Source organism: Streptomyces sp. 4N124 (assembly GCF_052245395.1).
GTDB lineage: Bacteria > Actinomycetota > Actinomycetes > Streptomycetales > Streptomycetaceae > Streptomyces.
Genome location: NZ_JBQQBS010000087.1, coordinates 1 through 14,569, shown reverse-complemented (window position 1 = coordinate 14,569; position 14,569 = coordinate 1). Strand labels below are relative to the sequence as shown.

The 14,569-nt window shown below is 68.9% G+C and carries 15 protein-coding genes; 8 read left to right on the top strand and 7 right to left on the bottom strand.

Annotated features, from left to right (window positions below; translation table 11 throughout):
• Nucleotides 1-10 precede the first annotated feature (10 nt).
• The gene (locus ACTWQO_RS45035; protein WP_443243197.1) at nt 11-2,527 is read left to right on the top strand and encodes an FHA domain-containing protein; all 2,517 of its coding nucleotides are present in this window, start codon (nt 11-13) and stop codon (nt 2,525-2,527) included.
• Between the two features lie 84 nt (nt 2,528-2,611).
• Here the strand turns inward: ACTWQO_RS45035 and ACTWQO_RS45030 are convergent, their stop codons facing one another.
• The 3 genes from ACTWQO_RS45030 to ACTWQO_RS45020 form a co-directional block, all read right to left on the bottom strand.
• Nucleotides 2,612-3,388: a transglycosylase SLT domain-containing protein gene (locus ACTWQO_RS45030; protein WP_443243196.1), complete on the bottom strand. Its 777-nt coding sequence runs from the start codon at nt 3,386-3,388 to the stop codon at nt 2,612-2,614.
• A gap of 299 nt (nt 3,389-3,687) precedes the next feature.
• Entirely contained in the window at nt 3,688-4,764 is a 1,077-nt protein-coding gene (locus ACTWQO_RS45025; protein ID WP_443243195.1) for an S-adenosylmethionine:tRNA ribosyltransferase-isomerase, read from the bottom strand.
• On the bottom strand, nt 4,761-5,456 hold the full coding sequence (locus tag ACTWQO_RS45020; protein ID WP_443243194.1) for an SDR family NAD(P)-dependent oxidoreductase: 696 nt from the start codon (nt 5,454-5,456) through the stop codon (nt 4,761-4,763). The genes ACTWQO_RS45025 and ACTWQO_RS45020 overlap by 4 nt, the downstream gene beginning before the upstream one ends.
• 200 nt (nt 5,457-5,656) lie before the next feature.
• Here ACTWQO_RS45020 and ACTWQO_RS45015 point away from each other — a divergent pair, with 200 nt between their 5' ends.
• The 3 genes from ACTWQO_RS45015 to chpE all read left to right on the top strand — a co-directional run bounded on the left by ACTWQO_RS45015 (nt 5,657) and on the right by chpE (nt 7,838).
• Nucleotides 5,657-6,802, top strand: coding sequence for a GAF domain-containing sensor histidine kinase (locus tag ACTWQO_RS45015; RefSeq protein WP_443243193.1), 1,146 nt, complete (start codon nt 5,657-5,659; stop codon nt 6,800-6,802).
• On the top strand, nt 6,795-7,436 hold the full coding sequence (locus ACTWQO_RS45010) for a response regulator (RefSeq protein ID WP_443243192.1): 642 nt from the start codon (nt 6,795-6,797) through the stop codon (nt 7,434-7,436). The genes ACTWQO_RS45015 and ACTWQO_RS45010 overlap by 8 nt, the downstream gene beginning before the upstream one ends.
• 156 nt (nt 7,437-7,592) lie before the next feature.
• Nucleotides 7,593-7,838: a chaplin ChpE gene (gene chpE / locus ACTWQO_RS45005; RefSeq protein ID WP_443243191.1), complete on the top strand. Its 246-nt coding sequence runs from the start codon at nt 7,593-7,595 to the stop codon at nt 7,836-7,838.
• Nucleotides 7,839-7,928: 90 nt separating this feature from the next.
• Here chpE and ACTWQO_RS45000 read toward each other — a convergent pair whose 3' ends face one another.
• Complete coding sequence (locus tag ACTWQO_RS45000; RefSeq protein WP_443243190.1) at nt 7,929-8,717, bottom strand: hypothetical protein; 789 nt, start codon at nt 8,715-8,717, stop codon at nt 7,929-7,931.
• Nucleotides 8,718-8,856: 139 nt separating this feature from the next.
• On the opposite strand from ACTWQO_RS45000, the gene ACTWQO_RS44995 reads away from it, so the two are divergent.
• The 3 genes from ACTWQO_RS44995 (at nt 8,857) to ACTWQO_RS44985 (ending at nt 11,272) form a co-directional block, all read left to right on the top strand.
• Nucleotides 8,857-9,648, top strand: a complete 792-nt coding sequence (locus ACTWQO_RS44995) for an ABC transporter ATP-binding protein (protein WP_362952396.1) — start codon at nt 8,857-8,859, stop codon at nt 9,646-9,648.
• 84 nt (nt 9,649-9,732) lie between these two features.
• Nucleotides 9,733-10,164, top strand: coding sequence for an NfeD family protein (locus ACTWQO_RS44990; RefSeq protein ID WP_328367211.1), 432 nt, complete (start codon nt 9,733-9,735; stop codon nt 10,162-10,164).
• 157 nt (nt 10,165-10,321) lie between these two features.
• Nucleotides 10,322-11,272, top strand: coding sequence for an SPFH domain-containing protein (locus tag ACTWQO_RS44985; protein ID WP_210575536.1), 951 nt, complete (start codon nt 10,322-10,324; stop codon nt 11,270-11,272).
• 87 nt (nt 11,273-11,359) lie between these two features.
• Here the strand turns inward: ACTWQO_RS44985 and ACTWQO_RS44980 are convergent, their stop codons facing one another.
• From ACTWQO_RS44980 to ACTWQO_RS44970, 3 genes are all read right to left on the bottom strand, one after another.
• Nucleotides 11,360-11,866 carry an HNH endonuclease gene (locus ACTWQO_RS44980; RefSeq protein ID WP_210575534.1) on the bottom strand — a complete coding sequence of 169 codons (507 nt, stop codon included), beginning with the start codon at nt 11,864-11,866 and terminating at the stop codon, nt 11,360-11,362.
• Between the two features lie 189 nt (nt 11,867-12,055).
• On the bottom strand, nt 12,056-12,595 hold the full coding sequence (locus tag ACTWQO_RS44975; protein WP_443243189.1) for a YbhB/YbcL family Raf kinase inhibitor-like protein: 540 nt from the start codon (nt 12,593-12,595) through the stop codon (nt 12,056-12,058).
• 41 nt (nt 12,596-12,636) lie between these two features.
• Complete coding sequence (locus ACTWQO_RS44970; RefSeq protein ID WP_443243188.1) at nt 12,637-13,422, bottom strand: sporulation protein; 786 nt, start codon at nt 13,420-13,422, stop codon at nt 12,637-12,639.
• A 139-nt stretch (nt 13,423-13,561) separates the two neighbouring features.
• On the opposite strand from ACTWQO_RS44970, the gene ACTWQO_RS44965 reads away from it, so the two are divergent.
• Nucleotides 13,562-14,212 carry a DNA-3-methyladenine glycosylase gene (locus ACTWQO_RS44965; protein WP_443243187.1) on the top strand — a complete coding sequence of 217 codons (651 nt, stop codon included), beginning with the start codon at nt 13,562-13,564 and terminating at the stop codon, nt 14,210-14,212.
• The last annotated feature ends 357 nt before the right edge of the window (nt 14,213-14,569 follow it).

Here is a 14,569-nt window from a genome sequence, read left to right as displayed (position 1 = left end):
GGGGCATGGAGTGCCGGAACTCGTACTGGAATTGAATGGACGGACCTGGACGCTCGACCCGTCCAGGCCATACACCCTCGGACGTGATCCGCAGGGGGACATCGTGCTCGACGACGCCAGGGTGTCCTGGCGTCACGCCACGATCAGCTGGGGCGGCCGCAGTTGGGTCATCGAGGACCACGGCAGCACCAACGGCACGTTCGTGCAGGGCCAGCGGATCCACCAGATGGAGATCGGCCCCGGCTCGGCCGTGCACCTGGGCAACGCGACCGACGGCCCGTGCCTGAACGCGTCCGGTGCCGCGGCCGCTGTCGCCCAGCCCCAGCAGCCGTACGCCGCGCAGAGCGCGAGCCCCGGCTGGGCACAGCAGGCACCGCCGCAGCAGGTTCCGCAACAGCAGGGCTGGCAGCAGCCGCAGCAGGCCGCGCCGCAGCAAGCTGCGGCGCATATCCCGCAGCAGCAGGGCCCCGGTGGTGGCGCGGGGGCGCCGCCGGTCTACGGCGACCGCAGCCCGACCACGTTCCACCAGTTCTCGATCGGCCGCGTCATGCGCATCGGCCGTGCCCTGGAGAACGACCTGGTCGTCTCCGACCTGCAGGTCTCGCGCAACCACGCCGAGTTCCACTCGATGCCCGACGGCCGCATGGAGATCCGCGACCTGGGCTCGCACAACGGCACGTACGTCAACGGCCAGCCGATCGCCAAGGGCGGCTCGCAGATGTTGGGCCCCGCCGACATCGTGGGCGTCGGCCACTCCACGTTCCGGATCGTCGGCGACCGCCTTGAGGAGTTCGTCGACACCGGTGAAGTCTCCTTCTCCGCACGCCACTTGACGGTCACCGTCGACGGCGGCAAGCAGATCCTGAAGGACGTCTCCTTCGGCGTCCCGGAGAAGTCGCTCATCGCGGTCATCGGACCGTCCGGCTCCGGCAAGTCGACGCTGCTCAAGGCGCTCACCGGCTACCGGCCCGCCAACGAGGGCGACGTCCTCTACGACAACCGGAACCTGTACAAGCAGTTCGCCGAGCTGCGTCAGCGCATCGGTCTGGTCCCGCAGGACGACATCCTGCACAAGGAGCTGACCGTCAGGAAGGCCCTCAAGTACGCGGCCAAGCTCCGCTTCCCGGCCGACACCACCGCGCGCGAGCGCGATCAGCGCATCGACGAGGTGCTGCGCGAGCTGAAGCTGGACGTCCACAAGGAGAAGAAGGTCACCTCCCTCTCCGGCGGCCAGCGCAAGCGTGTCTCGGTGGCCCTGGAACTACTCACCAAGCCGTCGCTGATCTTCCTCGACGAGCCCACCTCCGGTCTCGACCCGGGCATGGACCGCGACGTCATGCAGCTGCTGCGCGGCCTCGCCGACGACGGCCGTACGGTCCTCGTCGTCACCCACTCCGTGGCCGAGCTGGCGATCTGCGACAAGCTCCTGGTGATGGCGCCCGGCGGCGCGGTCGCCTACTTCGGCCCGCCCGAGGAGGCGCTGAACTTCTTCGGCTACGACACCTGGGCCGACGTCTTCTCCGCCTTCGAGAACTACCGCGACTACGACTGGGCCGGACGCTGGAAGGGCTCGCAGCACTACCAGATGTACGCCGCGGACATCGACGCGATTGCTGCGCAGTCCGTACAGATGCCGCCGATGCAGGCGATGCGGCCGCCGAAGCCGCAGGGCTGGATGTCCCAGTTCACCACGCTGGTGCGCCGCTATGTCTCCGTCATCGCCTCGGACAAGGGCTTCCTGGCTCTGACGGTGATCCTGCCGCTCGTCCTCGGCTCGGTGAGCCTGCTCATCGACCAGGGCAAGGACCTCCTGGTCAACACGGAGATCAACCCGAACACCGGCCAGCCCGTGGCGAACGGCACGGCCCTGACCGTCCTGCTGATCCTCGCGGTCGGGGCCTGCTTCGCCGGGGCCGCCAACTCCGTCCGTGAACTGATCAAGGAACGGGTCATCTACGAGCGGGAGCGCGCGACCGGCCTGTCCCGGTCCGCGTACCTGATGTCCAAGGTGTTCGTGCTCGGCTGCATCACGGTGTTGCAGGGCCTGATGGTCGGTGTCATCGGCTTCTCCAGCCGCACCATCCCCGACGAGGGCCTGATCTTCGGCAGCCAGACGCTCCTGGAGCTGTGCATTCCGATCATGGCGCTGGGCTTCACCGCGATGATGTTCGGCCTGATCATCTCGGCCCTGGTGAAGACCGCCGAGAAGACCATGCCGCTGCTGGTCATGTTCGCGATTGTCCAGGTCGTCTTCACCGGCTGTCTGTTCCCCCTGGCCGGCTCGGTCGGCGTCAACGAGCTCTCATACCTGATGCCGTCCCGCTGGGCGGTCGCCGCCGCGGGCGCCACGCTCGACTTCAACCGGATCAGCCCGCCCGCCAAGGGCGAGAGCAACGACCCGCTGTGGGAGAACACGGTCGCCGTCTGGGGCATGGACATGGCCGCGCTGATCGTCATCGGCGTGATCTGCGGCTTCTTCGTGGCCCGCTTCCTGCGCCGACACGAGCCGGAGGTCATGCGGAAGTAACCGCCCTCGTACGACGCCGAAGCGCGGCACCCCGTCCGGGGCGCCGCGCTTCGGCGTTACGCGAGGCTGAGGTCCGCGCTGACCTCAGTACGCGCTGTTGACGTTGTCGATCGAGCCGTACTTGTCGGCCGCGTAGTTGGCGGCGGCGACGATGTTGGCGACCGGGTCGTACTGGCTCTTGGCCGTGCCGGGCACGTGGTAGGCGTCGAAGGTCGGCTTGATGACCTGCAGCAGACCGATCGAGGGGACACCGTTGATGGCGTTGATGTCCCAGTTGTTGATGGCGTTCGGGTTGCCCGAGGACTCCCGCATGATGTTGCGGTACAGACCGTTGTAGGTACCCGGGATGCCCTTGTCGTCCATGATGTCGAGGGCGTTGTTGATCCAGCCGTTGAGGTTGTTCGAGTACTTCTTCGCGGCGACGGGCTTCACCGCGGCGCGCTTGGCGGACCGGCTCGCGGCCTCCTTCGCCTCGCGCGCGGCCTGGGCCCTCTTCTTCGCGGCGGCAACGGCGGCCTCGTGCTTGGCGTGGGCCACGGCGGCCTTGTGCTTGGCGTGGGCCACGGAGGCCTTCTTCTTGGCGGCGGCTTCGGCGGCCGCCTTCTTCTTCGCGGCGATCTGCTCGGCCTTCAGGTTGGCGCCGGCGAGCTGGTCGGTGACGCTGGCCTTGACATCCTTGATCTGCTCGGAGCTGTACGCCACCTTGCCCGCGGGGGTCTCGGCCGTGGTCGACTGCGCGTTGCTCGGCACTGCGGAGATCGCGACCGCGGCGGCGCCGAGCGTGGCGACACCGGCGATGGCGATCTTGTGCGTGCGCGTAAGGGCGCGACTGTGACCAGGCTTCTTGGTGATCTTGGGCATGGCAGATGGACCTCTTCGAATAGCGCGGTGGTCGCTCGCTGTCCGGCAGGGGACACGGGTGCTTCCGGCACAAACGCCGCGGGGCGATACCCGCGGCGCTGAGCGACGCAGCCATTGTTAGCGGCCGCAAAAATGCCATGCAAAGGTGTGACGTACGATCCCCGATAGTGGATCAGGGAAGGGCAAAACGGGACAGACCGGAGCGTCTGTCCCGCTCATGCCGGGCGCCTTTATCTCCTATTGTCCTTCGTACGTGATCTGCGCCCTATGTGCGGCCTCACATCGGCCGCGTCTCAGTCTCACCAACTGTTGCTGGAGCAATGCTCTGTGTGAGAGTTCTCCGCCGGCAGGACGAGATGCGCGTCCCCGAACTCGTGCCACAGGTAGCGCTCGCGCAGGGCCTCCTCATACCCCTGGTCGACCGCCGCGCGCCCCGCGATCGCCTCCAGCATCAGCAGATGCGAGGCCTGCGGCTCATGCAGCCCGGTCAGCAGCCCGTCCACCACCCGTACCCCGCGCTCCGGGGTGACGACGAGATCCGTCCATCCCGCACGCGCGCGTACGACCCCGTCGGGCCCGGCCGCCGACTCCACCGCCCGCACGGCCGTCGTACCCACCGCGATCACCCGCCCGTCCCCGGCCGCCACCGCATTGATCAGCCGAGCCGAGGCCTCCGGCACCGCGAACCGCTCCGGATACGGCGGCTCGTGCACCTCGGCCGAGGCCACCCCGGTGTGCAGCGTCACCGGAGCGAACTGCACGCCCCGGCTCACCAGCTCCGCCACGAGCCGGGCCGTGAAGGGCCGGGCGGCGCTGGGCATCTCGGCGCTGCCCGAGCCGTCGGCGGTGGGGAGGGCGAAGACCGTCTGGTACACGGACAAGGGCTGGTCCCGCTCCGTGTACGAGTAGCGAATCGGCCGCCCGTGCTCCCGGAGCATGCCGAGCACGTCCGCTCCGGCCGCCCGCGCCCACCACAGCCGCTCGCTCAGCGCCTCCTCCAGGACCAGCCGCACGCCCCCCGGCAACCGCACCTCGGTCTCCTCAGGCCCACCCGCACGCGCGCGTGTGGTCCCCTTCCCGTCCGGCTCCCGCAGCTCGACCGCCCACCGTCCGTCGTCCCCGAGGGTGGAGAAGTGCACGACCACGCGCGCGTGCCCGATCCGCCCGTCCACGGCGGCGGCGAGCGTCGGTGACGTATTGACGATGAGCAGGTCTCCCGCCCGCAGCAGCCGCGGCAGCTCCGTGAAGGTGTGATGTGACATAGCACTGCCACGCGACACCAGCAGCCGTACGGAATCCCGGTCGAGCCCCGGCCCCCGCTGCTCGACCGGCACGCGCGCGGACAACTCCTCCGGAACCTGCACCGCCAGCGTCATCGGCCCTCCACCAGGGAGGGCGCGCTGTACCGGCCACTGACCGGACGCTCGTCCAGCAGCCGCAGGAAGGCGGGCACCACACTCACCGGCGCCGGCCGCGGATCGTCGTCGTCCGGTACGGCAGCCGCGTACAGGTCCGTGGCCATGTCGCCGGGATCCACCGCCCACACGCGCAGCCCGGGCTCCTCCGCGCCGAGCACCGCCGCGAGGTGGTCCAGGGCCGCCTTCGAGGAGCCATAGCCGCCCCAGGTCTCGTACGCCTCGGCGGCGGCGTCCGAGCTGACCGTGATCACCGCGCCCGCCCGCGACGCCCGCAGAAGCGGCAGCGCCTCCTGGACGAGCCCCAGCGCGGCCACCACGTTCACCTCCAGCGCCCGCCGCAGCCCCTCCAGGGGCAGCGCGTCCAGCCGTACGAGCGGCTCCACGCCCAGCGCGCTCGCGTTGCTCACCACCAGATCGACCCCGCCGAGCTTCCAGGCCGCCGCGACCAGCTGGGCCCGGTGCGCGGCGTCCGTGACGTCGCCCGGCAGCGCCGTCACGCGCGTGCCGTACGCGGACACGGCCGCCGACGTCTCTTCCAGCACCTTCGCCGTTCTGGCGTCCAGCACCAGATCCCAGCCCCGCGCGGCCAGTGCTTCGGCGAGCGCCCGCCCCAGCCCCTTCGACGCCCCTGTGATGATCGCTACCGGCATGACACACGTCTCCTTGTGATCGGCTCGCCCTCAACCTAGGAACGCGCCCGCGGTCGCCGCCTCGGACGCGGGCCGCAAAGCAGTGGGTCCTTTCGCCCTAAGCCGTGCCTCTTGGGACCTGCGGCCTAGGCCCACAGCCCTAGGCGGTGGCCGCCGACGGTCCGATCCGTGTTGTCGGACCCCGCCGGTACCGTGAGGACATGAGTCAAGGCCCCCGGTCCGGCCTCGCCGCGGTGAGTTCCGCGCTGCTGGCCATGAGCAGACATCTCGAGGTGCGCGACGTCCTCAAGACGATCGTCGCCTCGGCCCGCGAGCTGCTCGACGCGCAGTACGCCGCGCTGGGCGTCCCGGACGACCACGGAGGCTTCGCTCAGTTCGTGGTCGACGGCGTCAGCGACCAGCAGTGGAAGGCCATCGGCCCGCTGCCGCGCCAGCACGGAATCCTCGCCTCGATGCTGCGCGAGGCGAAGGTGGAACGCCTCGCGGACGTGCGCAAGGACCCCAGGTTCGAGGGCTGGCCGTCCGCCCATCCCGATCTGGCCGACTTCCTGGGACTGCCGATCCGTGACGGCGACGAGGTGATCGGGGCGCTGTTCCTGGCCAATAAGAACTGCCCCAAGCCGGACGGCAGTTGTGGCTTCACCGAGGACGACGAGGAGCTGCTGGCCATCCTCGCCCAGCACGCGGCCATCGCCCTGACCAACGCCCGCCTCTACGAGCGCAGCCGTGAGCTGACCATCGCCGAGGAGCGGTCCCGCCTGGCCCACGAACTGCACGACGCGGTCAGCCAGAAGCTCTTCTCGCTGCGCCTGACGGCCCAGGCCGCCGCCGCCCTCGTCGACCGCGACCCGTCCCGTGCCAAGGGCGAGCTGCACCAGGTGGCCCTGCTCGCCGCCGAGGCGGCCGACGAACTGCGCGCCGCCGTCGTCGAGTTGCGCCCGGCCGCCCTCGACGAGGACGGGCTCGTCAACACCCTGCGTACCCAGGTCCAGGTCCTCGACCGCGCCCACGCCGCGCGCGTGACCTTCGCCGGGCACGGGGCACGGGCCCTGCCCGCCGCCCAGGAGGAGGCCGTGCTCCGCGTCGCCCAGGAGGCCCTGCACAACGCACTGCGGCACTCGGGCGCCCAGCACGTCGACGTGACCCTGGACCGGCGCGGCAGCGGAGCCGTCCTGCGCGTCACCGACGACGGCAACGGCTTCGACCCGCAGTCGATACGCCGCGCGGGCCGCCATCTCGGCCTGGTCTCCATGCGGGACCGGGCGAGCGGGGTCGGCGGCAGCCTGACGGTGGAATCGGCGCCCGGCAAGGGCACCACGATCGAGATGGAGGTCCCCGGTGGCTGACGCAATCAGGGTGCTGCTCGTCGACGACCACCAGGTGGTCCGCCGTGGCCTGCGCACCTTCCTCGAAGTGCAGGACGACATCGAGGTCGTGGGCGAGGCCGCGGACGGCGCCGAAGGAGTCGCGCGCACCGAGGAGTTGAAGCCCGACGTCGTCCTCATGGACGTCAAGATGCCGGGCATGGACGGCGTCGACGCGCTGCGCAGACTCCGCGAACTGAACAACCCCGCGCGCGTGCTCATCGTCACCAGCTTCACCGAACAGCGCACGGTGGTCCCGGCCCTGCGCGCCGGCGCCGCCGGCTATGTCTACAAGGACGTCGACCCGGACGCCCTCGCCGGCGCCATCCGCTCCGTGCACGCCGGCCACATCCTGCTCCAGCCCGAGGTCGCGGGCGCCCTGCTGTCCCAGGAGGAGGCCAACTCGGGCCAGGGCAGAGCCGGTTCGCTCACGGAGCGGGAGCGCGAAGTGCTGAGCCTGATAGCCGACGGCCGATCCAACCGGGAGATCGCCCGCGCCCTGGTCCTCTCCGAGAAGACGGTGAAGACCCACGTGTCGAACATCCTGATGAAGCTCGACCTGGCGGACCGCACCCAGGCCGCGCTGTGGGCGGTACGCCATGGTGTAGCCGGATAAGGGCCATTCCGAGCGGCAATACGGAGGGTTCCACTCCGGGCTGAGATTCATACCGTCGTGGGAATGTCCCCCAGATGGCGCATCCTCCGTGGATCTCCGCCGTTCTCCAGTGCGTGCTGCGGCGACTGCCGCGGCGATCGCAAGGAGGGCTTAGAAGTGAAGAACCTGAAGAAGGTAGCGGCCGTGACGATGGTGGCCGGCGGGCTGGTCGCCGCGGGTGCCGGTATGGCCTCCGCCACCGACGGCGCTACGGCCAACGGCAAGGCCGTGGGTTCGCCGGGCATCGTCTCGGGCAATGTCGTCCAGGCCCCGGTGCACATCCCCGTGAACGCGGTCGGCAACAGCGTGAACGTCGTCGGTGTGCTGAACCCCGCCTTCGGTAACACGGGCATCAACCGCTGACCTCCCTCGCGGAGCAGCAGTGACCTCCGGCCTCCCGGGCACCCACCCCCGGGAGGCCGGTCAGCGTCTCGCCCGCCGCAGCGCCGTCCCTTAGCGCGCCCCCCGCTCCTTCTCCTCCACCACCGCGTTGTACGCCGCGACCTGCGCCCGCCGGGCCGTCCGCTCCACCGGCCGCAGCGCAGCCCCCCGAGCCGCCATCTCGCCCGCGCTCACCGCACCCCCATGCCCGTTCTCGTACGCCACCGAGATCAGCACCCCCACGCGCTGCGCCAGCTCCAGCACCCGCACCGCCCGCGGCGGATACCCCGGCGCCAGCACTTCCCGCCCCCGCTCGGCCCGCGCCCGATACGCATCGATCGCCGCCTCGGCCACCGGCCCGGACCCGGCGACATCCAGCCGCGAGAGCACCTCCGTCGCGTCCCGCAACGCCTCCGCCAGCTCGCGCTCGGCCTCACCCAGCGACGGCACATCCGCGGGCGGCGCCTCCCGTACCGGCAGGCAGTGCCATACGACCTCGACATGCACATCGCCGTCCGGCCCCGCCTCGTACACCTCGGGCACCAACCCGAAGGCGGCGCCGTAACAGATCACCGCCTCCTCGGCCTCCAGCGCCCGCGCATTGAACTCCGGCGGTCCGCTCAGCCCCAGCGGATGCCCGGGCTGGGGGAGCGCGACCCGCAGTCCGCTCACCCCGAGCGCCCGCAGCCTCCCCAGTGCGAGCGTGAGCCCGACCGGCGCGGCCTCGCCCGGCAGCCCCTCCACCCGGTGCACCGCGTCCTCGCCGACGATGGCGAGAACGGCGTCATCCGGAGACACAAGTCCGGCCAAAAGGGCATTTCCCCAAGCGGCTAGGCGTCCTGAACGCGGTTCCGAAAGCATGCGTCCACCCTAAGGACCGGACCGATGGAATGGAGCAGGCGGCCGGTGGCGTAGATTTCGTTGAGGGCTGCGCCTAACGGCGCACGCGAGAAGCCGAGACGCCGAGACCGGTCACACTGCAAGGGGAGACAACGCGCTCATGAGCGATGTTCTGGAGCTTCAGGACGTATCCGTGGTCCGGGAGGGCCGGGCTCTCGTGGACCAGGTGTCCTGGTCGGTGAAGGAGGGCGAGCGCTGGGTCATCCTCGGCCCCAACGGCGCCGGCAAGACCACCCTCCTCAATGTCGCGTCCAGCTACCTCTTCCCCAGCAGCGGCACCGCCACCATCCTCGGCGACACCCTCGGGAAGGTCGACGTCTTCGAGCTGCGCCCGCGCATCGGCATGGCCGGCATCGCCATGGCCGACAAGCTCCCCAAGCGCCAGACCGTCCTGCAGACCGTGCTGACCGCCGCCTACGGCATGACCGCCGGCTGGCACGAGGACTACGAGGACATCGACGAACAGCGCGCCCGCGCCTTCCTCGACCGCCTCGGCATGAGCGACTTCCTGGAGCGCAAGTTCGGCACGCTCTCCGAGGGCGAGCGCAAGCGCACCCTCATCGCCCGCGCCCTGATGACCGACCCCGAACTGCTCCTCCTCGACGAGCCCGCCGCCGGCCTCGACCTCGGCGGCCGCGAGGACCTCGTACGCCGCCTCGGCCGCCTTGCCCGCGACCCGATCGCCCCCTCGATGCTCATGGTCACCCACCATGTCGAGGAGATCGCCCCCGGCTTCACCCACGTCCTGATGATCCGCCAGGGCAAGGTCCTCGCCGCCGGCCCCCTGGAACTCGAACTCACCTCCCGCAACCTCTCCCTCTGCTTCGGACTGCCCCTCGTCGTCGAACAGGTCGGCGAGCGCTGGACCGCACAGGGCCTCCCGCTGTCCTGAACTCCCGGACCCACAAGGTAAGAAGCGTGTGCCGACCTGATCTGCGCCCTGTCCGCGCGCGATCCCCGGTCCTACCATGACCTTGTGGAAATCGACCCGTGGGTGTGGTGGCTGATCGGCGCGGCAGTGCTCGGTGTCGGGCTGGTGATCACCACGATGCCCGAACTCGGCATGCTCGCGGTGGGTGCGATCGCTGCGGCGGTGGCCGCAGGTGCCTTCGGCGGTGACGCCGTCATCCAAGTCGTGGTCTTCGCCGTCGTATCGACCGCGCTCATCGCCGTCGTACGGCCCATCGCGGCCCGACATCGAGCGCAGCGACCCCAACTCGCCACAGGCGTAGAGGCGTTGAAGGGCAAACAGGCCGTCGTACTGGAGCGCGTCGACGGTTCAGGCGGCCGGATCAAGCTCGCCGGGGAGGTCTGGTCGGCACGCTCCCTCGACACCGGCCGCGCCTATGAAGTGGGCCAGGAAGTCGATGTCGTGGACATCGAGGGTGCCACGGCGATCGTCATGTGACCTCGTCAATCGGCGTATCCCGCAACTGAACCGAAGAAGCCACGAGTTACGCGACGGTCTGTCACACTCGACCAGCAAGATCTTCAACAACAAGATCTTCAACAGGCATAAGATCTTCCGAAGGCGCCTAGGCGGAGAAGGGTACGGGGAAGCGACGATGGAACCGGTCATCATCGTCCTGATCATTCTGGTGGTGTTGGTCTTCATCGCCCTGATCAAGACGATCCAAGTCATCCCACAGGCCAGCGCCGCCATCGTCGAGCGCTTCGGCCGCTACACGCGGACCCTGAACGCGGGCCTCAACATCGTCGTCCCGTTCATCGACACCATCCGTAACCGCATCGACCTGCGCGAACAGGTCGTACCGTTCCCGCCGCAGCCGGTGATCACCCAGGACAACCTGGTCGTCAACATCGACACCGTCATCTATTACCAGGTGACCGACGCCCGGGCCGCCACCTACGAAGTCGCCAGCTACATCCAGGCGATCGAGCAGCTCACCGTCACCACGCTCCGCAACATCATCGGCGGCATGGACCTCGAACGGACCCTGACCTCCCGCGAGGAGATCAACGCGGCCCTGCGCGGCGTCCTCGACGAGGCCACGGGCAAGTGGGGCATCCGCGTCAACCGCGTGGAACTCAAGGCCATCGAGCCCCCGACCTCCATCCAGGACTCGATGGAGAAGCAGATGCGCGCCGACCGTGACAAGCGCGCCGCGATCCTCCAGGCCGAAGGTGTCCGCCAGTCCGAGATCCTCCGCGCCGAAGGTGAGAAGCAGTCCCAGATCCTGCGCGCCGAAGGTGAGGCCAAGGCCGCCGCCCTGCGCGCCGAGGGCGAGGCCCAGGCGATCCGCACCGTCTTCGAATCCATCCACGCCGGCGACGCGGACCAGAAGCTCCTCGCCTACCAGTACCTCCAGATGCTCCCCAAGATCGCCGAGGGCGACGCCAACAAGCTCTGGATCGTCCCCAGCGAGATCGGCGACGCCCTCAAGGGCCTGAGCGGCGCCATGGGCAACTTCGGCCCGATGGGCGGAGGTTCAGGCAACGGAGGCGCCACAGGGGGCCAGGGCACGGAACGCCGAGAGAAGCCGACGCTCGACTGACAACTGGCGGAACCCCCGCGCCCTGAAGGGGCGCGGGGAACTGCACGAGCAACCACACACGACTCGCAGTCGCCGAACTACCGGCAATCAGGCAGCCGGCTGGGCGAGCCAATCCGGCAGCGCAGCAAAGTCATCCTGGCCAAGAGCCAACAGCATCGCATCCGCCGGCGTCGGCTCAAACGGCTCCCGAAGCAGCGGCATCCCCGCCTCCGCGGGCGTCCGATTCGCCTTCCGGTGATTGTCCTCCGCACACGACGCGACCGTGTTCAGCCACGTGTCCTGCCCACCCTGCGACCGAGGCACCACATGATCCACGGTCGTCGCCCGACGACCGCAGTACGCGCACCGGTGCCGGTCCCGCACCAGAACACCTCGCCGCGACCACGGAGCTTGTCTTCGGAACGGCACCCGCACATACCTGCACAACCTGATCACCCGGGGCGCAGGTATATCGACAGCGGCTCCGCGCATACGCAGTTCGGGGTGGGCCTGCTCGACAACAGCCTTGTCCTGCAGCACCAGAACGACGGCTCGGTTCAACGTCACCGTCGACAGCGGCTCAAAGCTCGCGTTCAGTACCAGCGTGTCCCGCATACCAGCCCACCTCCCGTGTCGCACCGGCCCACCGCGTGACGGGCTGGGATCAACTCTGGCCGGGCACGCCGAGATGGACAACGCAATATCTGCTGCTCCCACGGGGGGTGACCCCCGCGTCCCCCGGCAACAAAAATGCCCGCCCCTGATCACTTCCAAGACCAGGGACGGGCAAACGTTCAATGAACGTCAGGCTTCGGCAGGCACCTCGTACTCACCGATGAGCTGGGCGCGCGCCAGCGCATGGAACCGCAGGTTGAAGCCCACGAAGGCCGGGCTGGCGTCCGAATCCGGCCCCAGCTTCTCCTGGTCCACGGCGTACACCGTGAACACATAACGGTGCGGGCCGTCTCCGGGCGGCGGCGCGGCCCCGCCGAAGTCCTTCGTGCCGTAGTCGTTGCGCGCCTGTACGGCACCCTCGGGCAGCCCCTCGAACTTGCCGCTGCCCGCGCCCTCCGGCAGCTCGGTCACCGAGACCGGGATGTCGAAGACGACCCAGTGCCAGAACCCACTGCCCGTAGGGGCGTCCGGGTCATAGCACGTGACGGCGAAGCTCTTGGTCTCGGGCGGGAAGCCCTCCCACCGCAGCTGCGGCGACGTGTTGCCGGCCGCGTAGACCTGAGCGTCCTTGAGCGTCGCGCCTTCCTCGACGTGCTCGCTCGTGACCGCGAACGACGGCACGGGCGGATGGAAGTCATGGGGGAGCGGCCGCCGCTTGAGCTCGGTCACCTCGGTACCTCCTGATCGGTTCCTACTCAGTGGTCCCGAGCCTAGAACCAGTTGCGCTTGCTGCCGACCTCGGACAGCCACTGGTTGAGGTACGCCACCCAGTCGGTGCCCTGGAAGTCGTGCAGCCCCACCTGGAAGGACCGGAAGGTGTCACTGCCCTCGCTGAACAGCCCCGGCTTCTTGTCCATTTCCAGGATGACGTCCATCGCGTTGGCATCCGCGACGAAGCTCAACTCGACCTGGTTCAGCCCCCGGTACTGCTGCGGCGGCAGGAACTCGATCTCCTGGTAGAACGGCAGCTTCTGACGCGTACCCCGGATGTGACCGCGCTCCATGTCGGCGCTCTTGAAGCGGAAGCCCAGCTGGATGAACGCGTCGAGCAGCGCCTTCTGCGCCGGCAGCGGGTGCACGTTGATCGGGTCCAGGTCACCGGAGTCCACCGCGCGCGCGATCGCCAGCTCCGTGGTCACCCCGATGTTCATCCCGCGCAGCGCCTGACCGTCGATCATGGTGATCGGGGTCTCCCACGGGATCTCCAGCCCGAACGGAACCGCGTGCACGGCATTGGCCTGCAGCTGGAAGGCCCCGCCGAGCTGCTGCTTCGTGAACTCGATGTTCTGCTTGTACTCCTGGTCGTCGTGCCCCTCGACCTCGACCTTGGCCTGCAGCCCGACCGACACCCCCTGGATCTCCTGATCGACGGATCCACCCTGGATCCGCACCTCGCCCTGGACGACACCGCCCGGAACGACGTTGACCTCGGTCAGCACCGTCTCGACCGAAGCCCCGCCGGCCCCCAGACTCGCGAGCAGCTTCTTGAACGCCATGTCTCTTCCCTCTCGCGTGGATCCCTTGATCCCTACAAACGCACTACGGCCGTGGCCGGTTCCGCGCCTTCACCCTGGCAAGAGGAAGGCCTCCTGACCACCCCGCCGCACCCACCGGCCTGCACTACGCTCGGACGGCATGATCGCGACCCCCGACCGTACGCCCCTCCCCAGAGACTTCTTCGACCGGCCCGTACTGGAAGTCGCCCCCGACCTCCTCGGCCGCATCCTGGTGCGTACGACCCCGGACGGTCCGATCTCCCTCCGCCTCACAGAGGTCGAGGCGTACGACGGCCTGAACGACCCCGGCTCCCACGCCTATCGCGGCCGCACACCCCGCAACGACGTGATGTTCGGTCCGCCCGGCCATGTGTACGTCTACTTCACCTACGGCATGTGGCACTGCATGAACCTGGTGTGCGGCCCGGACGGCGAGGCCAGCGCCGTCCTGCTCCGCGCCGGCGAGATCGTCGAGGGCGCCGAACTGGCCCGCAAACGTCGACTATCGGCCCGAAATGACAAGGAACTGGCCAAAGGCCCGGCCCGCCTCGCCACCGCCCTCGACGTGGACCGAGCCCTCGACGGCACGGACGCGTGCGCCTCGGGCGAGACACCCCTGAGAATGCTTGCCGGCACCGCCGTCACCCCTGACCAGGTACGCAATGGTCCACGGACCGGCGTGGCCGGCGACGGCGGAAACGGAGACGTCCACCCCTGGCGCTTCTGGATCGCCGACGACCCGACCGTGAGCCCGTACCGGGCCCACGTCCCCAGGCGTCGCCGAAGTTGACGTGCCCTTGGAAGGTGCGTAACGTATCCCGAGCCGCTGAACCGGGTACGGCGAATGCCAGCAGCCGGAGCGGCCAACCCACTACTTACGACTCCCTCCAGTGAGGGCGAATTCGGTGTGTCCGCATGCCTGAATTCAGAACTCACGGAACTCGATTATGAGCTTCCCGGGGAATCGGCTAACGTAGTGAATGTCGAAAGGCCCCGCCGACCGGGAATCAGCCCCAAAAGGGTCTGATAGAGTCGGAAACGCAAGACCGAAGGGAAGCGCCCGGAGGAAAGCCGCGAGAGAGTCTCTCGGGTGAGTACGAAGGAAGCGTCCGTTCCTTGAGAACTCAACAGCGTGCCAAAAATCAAC

Coding starts and splice junctions, on each gene's coding strand:
- ACTWQO_RS45030 (WP_443243196.1), bottom strand. CDS start 3,388: ATGCCCAAGATCACCAAGAAGCCTGGTCACAGTCGCGCCCTTACGCGC.
- ACTWQO_RS44980 (WP_210575534.1), bottom strand. CDS start 11,866: ATGCGGGACACGCTGGTACTGAACGCGAGCTTTGAGCCGCTGTCGACG.
- ACTWQO_RS45000 (WP_443243190.1), bottom strand. CDS start 8,717: ATGCTTTCGGAACCGCGTTCAGGACGCCTAGCCGCTTGGGGAAATGCC.
- ACTWQO_RS44965 (WP_443243187.1), top strand. CDS start 13,562: ATGATCGCGACCCCCGACCGTACGCCCCTCCCCAGAGACTTCTTCGAC.
- ACTWQO_RS44985 (WP_210575536.1), top strand. CDS start 10,322: ATGGAACCGGTCATCATCGTCCTGATCATTCTGGTGGTGTTGGTCTTC.
- ACTWQO_RS45020 (WP_443243194.1), bottom strand. CDS start 5,456: ATGCCGGTAGCGATCATCACAGGGGCGTCGAAGGGGCTGGGGCGGGCG.
- ACTWQO_RS45025 (WP_443243195.1), bottom strand. CDS start 4,764: ATGACGCTGGCGGTGCAGGTTCCGGAGGAGTTGTCCGCGCGCGTGCCG.
- ACTWQO_RS45015 (WP_443243193.1), top strand. CDS start 5,657: ATGAGTCAAGGCCCCCGGTCCGGCCTCGCCGCGGTGAGTTCCGCGCTG.
- ACTWQO_RS44995 (WP_362952396.1), top strand. CDS start 8,857: ATGAGCGATGTTCTGGAGCTTCAGGACGTATCCGTGGTCCGGGAGGGC.
- ACTWQO_RS44970 (WP_443243188.1), bottom strand. CDS start 13,422: ATGGCGTTCAAGAAGCTGCTCGCGAGTCTGGGGGCCGGCGGGGCTTCG.